This window comes from Streptomyces sp. NPDC007162 (assembly GCF_040634175.1).
Classification (GTDB): Bacteria; Actinomycetota; Actinomycetes; order Streptomycetales; family Streptomycetaceae; genus Streptomyces.
Window position 1 is genome coordinate 1 of sequence record NZ_JBEYFC010000499.1, and the last position, 6510, is coordinate 6510.

General features: G+C 69.2%; 4 protein-coding genes. All 4 read right to left on the reverse strand.

All coding sequences use genetic code 11. The annotated features are described in order from the left end of the window. Positions 1-1544, reverse strand: a 1544-nt coding sequence (locus ABZ646_RS37275) for an alpha-L-fucosidase (protein WP_360529325.1), incomplete at its 3' end; no start/stop codon positions are given. 53 nt (positions 1545-1597) lie between these two features. Then, positions 1598-4006, reverse strand: a complete 2409-nt coding sequence (locus ABZ646_RS37280; RefSeq protein ID WP_360529328.1) for a ricin-type beta-trefoil lectin domain protein — start codon at positions 4004-4006, stop codon at positions 1598-1600. A gap of 46 nt (positions 4007-4052) precedes the next feature. Then, positions 4053-5885, reverse strand: coding sequence for an RICIN domain-containing protein (locus tag ABZ646_RS37285; RefSeq protein WP_360529331.1), 1833 nt, complete (start codon positions 5883-5885; stop codon positions 4053-4055). Positions 5886-5953: 68 nt separating this feature from the next. Further along, the coding region (locus ABZ646_RS37290) for a lectin (RefSeq protein ID WP_360529334.1) at positions 5954-6510 on the reverse strand (557 nt) is incomplete at its 5' end.

Sequence of the window (6510 nt, forward strand, 5' to 3'; positions counted from 1 at the left end):
GGGATGTCACCGGAGAAGGTGAGCTTGACCGTGTACGCCAGGGCGGTGAACGGCGGGTTCGCCGAGGGCATGGCCAGGTGCAGGCCGGAGGCGTCCTGGGTGGGTGCGGGCAGGTTGACGTACGTGCCGGCGGCGTTGTTCAGCAGCTGGGCGCCGGTCAGGCTGCTGAGGTTGATCTGGTTGGAGTTCAGCGTGGTGACGGTCATGGTGGCGCCCTGCCAGCCCAGCATGGTGGCGTAGAGGACCTTGTTGTCCTGGCTGCGGGTGAAGCGGACGTCCTGCGGTTTTCCTGCCACCGGTCCGCTGAAGGAGCCTCCGCCCATCTTGGTGGGACCCTCGCCGTAGCCGGCCCAGGAGCGGGTGCCGTAGACCGCCTCGCCGAAGCGGCCGAGCCAGTCCCCCATGGCGAGCAGGATCGACTGCTGACCGGAGGGGATGGCGCCGTCGGCCATGGGCGCGATGTTCAGCAGCATGGTGCCGCCCTTGCTGACCCGGTCGATCAGCGAGTGCAGCAGCGCCTGCGTCGTGTAGTAGCCGATGCCGACCGTGTAGCACCAGCTGGAGGAGGAGATGCTGTCGTCGGTCAGCCAGTAGGGGGTGAGCAGTCCCGCCGGGCCTCCGCGCTCGAAATCGAAGACCTCGCCCTGGTTGTCGAGCCCGTCCTTGTAGGTCGCGACCACGTCCTTGTTCCAGGCGACCGCCTGGTTGTAGTAGTGCGCGAGAAACTGCAGCCGGTAGGACTCCTGGACCAGGTTCAGGTCGAAGTCCTGCCAGAGCAGGTCGGGCTGGTAGCCGTCGATGACCTCGACGAGCTTGTCGTACCAGAGCTTGTTCTCCGCTGCCGAGCCCTGTTGCCCGTAGAGAATGCGCAGGGCCGGGTCGGACTGGGACGGCACGTGGTCGTAGTAGCCGTTGAAGTGGTAGGCGTGGTGGAGCGAGGCCATGAACTTCAGGCCCTGGGCGCGGATCGCCTGGGCGTGCAGGGCGACCAGGTCGAGTCGGGGGCCGTGCTGTACGGAGTTCCACGGGTTGGCGCGGCTGTTCCACATGGAGAAGCCGTCGTGGTGTTCGGCGACCGGGCCGGCGAACCTGGCGCCCGCGGACTTGAACAGCCGGGCCCAGGCGTCCGGGTCCCAGTTGCCGCCCTGGGACACCGGTTTCGGGGCGAACTGCACGAAGTTGCCCGCCTTGTCGCGAGCGCCGTCGAGGAAGTTCTGGTACGGCCATACCGAGGGGTCGCCGTAGGTGGCGATGTGGTGCTGGTTCTCGCTCGAGCCGCCGATGTACATGTTGCGCGGATACCACTCGTTGCCGTACGCGGGGACGCTGAAGGCGCCCCAGTGGTAGTAGATGCCGAACTTGGCGTCCTTGAACCAGGCGGGGGCCGGGGGGTGCTGGTCGACGGAGGACCAGGTGGCGGTGTAGCTCGCGGGGCCGTCGGTGGCGGCGGCCTGAGGGGCGAACCGCAGCAGGCCGGCGGCCGTGGCCGCGCCGGTCGCCGCAAGCAGGCGGCGTCGGCTGAGCGGGTGGGGGGAGAACGTCATGTGGGGGCCCTTCAGGGTCAGGTGACGGGGTGAGCGGTCTCAGTCGGTGCCGGTCACTCCCGCGTCCACTTCTGGTTGCCGGCGCCGGTGCAGGTCCACAGCTCCAGCAGGGTGCCGTTGGCTGTTCCCGCGCCGGTGCCGTCCAGGCACAGGCCCGACTGGGCGCCGGTGATCGTGCCGTCGGCGTTGAGCGTCCACTTCTGGTTGCCGCCCCCGGTGCAGCCCGAGATGTCGACCTTGGTGCCGGGGCTGGTACCGCTGCCCGCCGCGTCCAGGCAGGCGTTGCCGTAGACCCGCAGTTCACCGGCCGGGGTGCTCGTCCACTGCTGGTTGCTGCCGCCGTTGCAGTCCCACAGCTCCACCTGGGTTCCCGGCGTCTGCGACTGGTTGGGCACGTCCACGCACCGGCCGGAGGCGGCGCCGACGATCGGACCGGTCGTACCGCCTCCTCCACCACCGCTTCCGGGGGTGAGGGAGAGGTTGTCGAACTGTGCCGTCTCGCCCTGGCTGGTCGCGTAGCCGACCTGTCCGCCGGCCCAGGTGCGGTCGGTGGCGGAGCCGACCGTGGAGCCGTCGATGACGGCGCTGATGGTGCTTCCGGAGAAGGTGAGGGCGAGGGTGTGCCACCGGTTGGTGCCCAGCGCCGTGGTCGTCCCACGGGCGAGGGTGGAGACGTTGCCGTTGGTGCCCGAGTTCAGGATCGACCAGGCACCGGTGTCGCTCACCCTCAGGTGGTAGGCGTTCAGACCGCCGGTGCTGCTGTAGTCCTGGCCGTTCGCACGGCCGATCAGCTCGGCGTATCCCGGCTGTTCCAGCAGCACGTCCGACGAGACGGTGTAGTTGCTCCAACCCACGTCACCGAGCAGGGCGTGTGGATCGGACAGCGCGTCCCAGGTGATCGGCTTCTGCGGACTCATCTGGCGCACGCACTTGCCGCCGCGGCCACCGCCGCAGGCCGTCACCTCGAAGGCGCCCTGCCAGTCCATGAGGTACTTCGCCTCCGTGCCGGTGGTGTAGCCGTCGAAGGTGTCTTGGTACGGCAGGCTCATGGCGCCCTGGGCGGGGCCTGTGGCGGTGCCCTTGCCCTGTCCGGTGGTGGTGGTCAGGGTGTAGACGTGATGGGGCTGCACGGTCAGGCTGAAGCCTCCGCCGGAGGGGGTGACGTCGGCGGTGTGCACGAAGTAGTCGGCCGGGTTCGAGGAGTTGACGTCGGTCGACCAGACGTGGACGGTTCCGCCGGACAGGCCACCGGTGACGTCGAAGTTCAGGGTCTGGGCGCTGCCGGCGTCCATCGTCTCGATGACGGTGGAGTAGTCGGAGTTGTTCGGGGACTTCAGCGAGACGTAGCTGCCGTTGTTCCGGTTGCCGCCGAGGTAGCCGCTGGAGGAGTCGAGGTACTTCCAGCCGGGGGCGGTGAACTGGCTGGTGTGCGCCATCACCCAGGTGTTCTTGCCGATCACGTAGTGACCGGACCATGGCTGGGAGGCAAGGGCGAGGCCCATGGTGGGGTAGGGCAGGTTCGGCGTGATCGCCGCGACGACCGGCCAGTTGAGGTACGCGGTCATCCTGCCGTCGATGTATCCGCGGTTGATGCCGCGCGCCATGGCGGGGGCTCCCCCGTTGTAGTCGTCCGAGCCGTTCTCACTGGCCCACAGGGGCTTGCCGGACGTCGTGGCGGCCGCCGGCACCGAGCAGTTGGACTGGGAGGAGCGGTAACCGCAGGGGTAGTGCGTGCCGATGACGCTCACCGCGGCGGCGAACGCCGAGTTGGAGTCGACGTCGTTGGCCACGGTCCAGTCCGAGTCGGCGGCGACGATCTTGACGCTGCCGTAGCCGTTGGAGTTGAGCGCGCTGCGCAGTTGCTCGTACCAGGAGACGTTGTAGCCGCGCTCGTTCCAGCCGCCGAGGTAGTCGATGGTGAGGCCGTGCTGTTTGGCGCAACCCAGCCAGGAGACCAGGTAGTTGACCATGTCTGTGGACCAGAAGTTCCCGCCGCCGATCCAGCCCGGCGCACCCCAGGCGAGGCCGTAGAGCTTGATGTCCGGGTTGCGGGCCTTGGCCTGCTCCATCAGCCACCATTCGTAACCACGGTCGCAGTTCAGGTCGGAACGGGTGTGCTGGTGGCTGGGCTCGGCGCCGGAGGTGGAGTTGGTGTCCCCGCCGATCTCGGCCTTGAGGATCTGCAACGAGGCCCCGTAGCCGGGCTTGAAGAGGTAGTCGAGGATCTGACCGCGCTGGGGCTCGGGGTAGTCGATCAGGAGCCTGCTGTTTCCTCCGCCGCCGCTGATCGCGCCGACGCCGTCGAAGGTCCGCCCTCCGGACGCGCCGTTGATGGTGAGGGAGGTGGCGGCGTGCGCCGGGGCGGCGACGGTGCCGACGAGGCCGCCGACGGCCAGGAGGAGGCCCGTGAGCACGGCGGTCGAGGCGCGCAGGCGCCGCAGCAGCCGTCTGATTGCTGACACGGTGGTTTCCTTTCGCAGGTCGGTGGAGTCCGCGTCGGGTGCGGTCTCAGCGGACGATGAAGTTCTGGTTGGTGCCCGGCGCGTTCTTGCACTGCCACTGGTCCAGTTGCTGTCCCGCGGTGCTGCCGGCGCCGTAGACGTCCAGGCACAGGCCGCTGTTGCGGTTCTGGAAGGTGTACGAGCCGTCCGACTGGCGCACGGGCAGCCAGAGGGCGTTGGCGGCGGTGCCGGGGGCCTGCTGCACGATGTCCGGGGTGCCGGCCGTCGTGGAACCGCCCGCGACCGCCACGTCCTGGCCGGAGTGCTGGGCGCGCAGTTCGCCGTAGCCGTCGGAGGCCGGCACGAACAGGAAGCGCTGGTTGTCCTGCCCGTTGCAGGTCCACTGGTCGACCACGGCGCCCACGGTGGTGGAGTTGCCGTAGACGTCAAGGCAGAGGTTATCGTCCGCGACGACGAGTGGGTGGTAGCCGTCCGGGAAGCCCGTACCGTCGGCGGAAGCCGGGGTCAGATAGACGGCGAACGCGTCGTGCGAGCCCTGGAAGGTGAGCGGTACGGTGAGCGAGCCACCGGATGCGCTCACGTTCTGGTCGTACACGGTCCCCGGCGCACTCAGCGGGGCCTGGTCCGGGATGCGGTGCACGGTGACGTGGACGTTGCCCGCGTTGGTCAGCCAGGGCACCGAGGACAGTCCGTCGAACGTGACGGAGGCGCCCCCGGTGTAGCCGTTGGAGTCGCCGATGAGCGCCACGGCGCGTTCGGCGGCGGAGTCCTCCGAGGCGGCTACGGCCGTGGAGCCGACCTGGCCGGAGGTGTCCACCAGGGTTCCGGTCATGTCCGCGTAGTCCCGCAGCGCCCACCAGTTGCCGGTCGGCTGCCAGGTGCCTCCGCTCTGGGTGAGCACTCCCGTCAGGTTCGGCGTGACGCAGCACACCCAGTTGCCGCGCATGGCGTTGGTGTATCCGGACTGCGCGAACCGGGCCAGGTACCAGGCCGTCACGCCGGCGGTCTGCCGGTCGGCGGGCTGGTACTCGTTCGAGGACAGAGGCAGTGGACCGATGCCCGCCGAGCTCAGCGCGGTGCGCAGGCTCTGCGCGACGGTGACGGGGTCGTCGACGTCACCCTCGTTGTGGTTGCTGATCATGTCGGGGACGGTGCCGGCGGCCTTCACGTGCGCGAGCCAGGTCCCCCACTCCCCCGGGTTGCGCTGCGGGGTGAAGGCGAGGGACGGTCCCACGATCTTCGCCCCGGGGGCGATGCGCCGGATCTCCCGGTAGGCGGTGTCCCACATCTGGAAGTACTGGGCGCTGTTGACACCCCGGGTCCAGAACACGGAGATGTCCGGCTCGTTCCAGATGTCGTAGGAGAACGTGAGCCCTGACGCCTGAAGGGCCCCCACCGTGGAGTCGATGAAGCTGATCCAGTTCGAGCAGTCGCCGTTGTCGCACGGGTATCTGGTGTTCGAGGGCTGGCCGCCGTTGACGCCGTAGATGTCACTGACCAGCACCTGGTACTGCGCGTGGTAGGGCGGCCGGGTGAGTCGCCGGGCCTGCGCGGTGATCGAGTCGAGGTCGGCCCGGGTCGCGGACCCGTACTGGTAGCCGTCCTTGATCCAGCCGCCGGAGAACCATCCGCCGCCGCGGAACGCGTTGATGCCCAGCGGCTGGAGGAACTGGTCGACGGGCTGCGTGCCGTCCTGGCTGATGCCGTAGAGGAACCCCTCCCCCACGCCGGTCGACGGTCCCCGGGGCGAGGCCAGGTCGACGCGCAGCGACGTGCCCGCGGCGGCCTGGCTCGGGGCCGTCGTCAGCAGCGCCATGACGAGTGCCAGGACGATGCCGCTCACCAGTGCCGCACGTCCGGGTCTCGCTCTCATCCTCATCGGGTCCTCCTGAGCAGGGGCGGCGGTGGGAGCCGCCGCCCCGGGGTCGGGCGCATGGACTCACGGGGTCAGTTCAGCGTCCATTTCTGGTTGGACTGGCCGTTGCAGGTCCACAGCTGTACGGGGGTTCCGTTGGCGGTGGCGGCGCCCGACACGTCCAGGCACAGCCCGGACTGGGCACTGGTGACGGTGCCGCCGGCGTTGAGCGTCCATTGCTGGTTGCTCTGGCCGTTGCAGGTCCAGGTGATGACCTTCGTGCCGGGGCTGGTGCCCTGCCCGGAGGCGTCCAGGCACAGGCGGTTGCCGCCGAGGGAGACGGCCAGCTCACCGGAGGTGCTCTCGGACCAGGTCTGGTTGGCCCCGCCGGAGCAGTCCCGGATCTGCGCCTGCGTGCCCGGAGTCGTCGAACTGCCGGGTACTTCCAGGCACTTGCCCGCGCCCACCGCGTGCAGCGCACCGGTGACACCGCCACCGCCGCCCGACGTTCCGTACCCGGCGGCGGTGATACTGGCCTGGACGGCGTTCTCGGTGGCGTCGGAGGGATAACCCGCCGTCATCGCGCCTTCGAAGAACTCGCCCTGTCCCGAGACGCGGGGCGGTCCGGGAGGATGGGGAAGATCTGGTC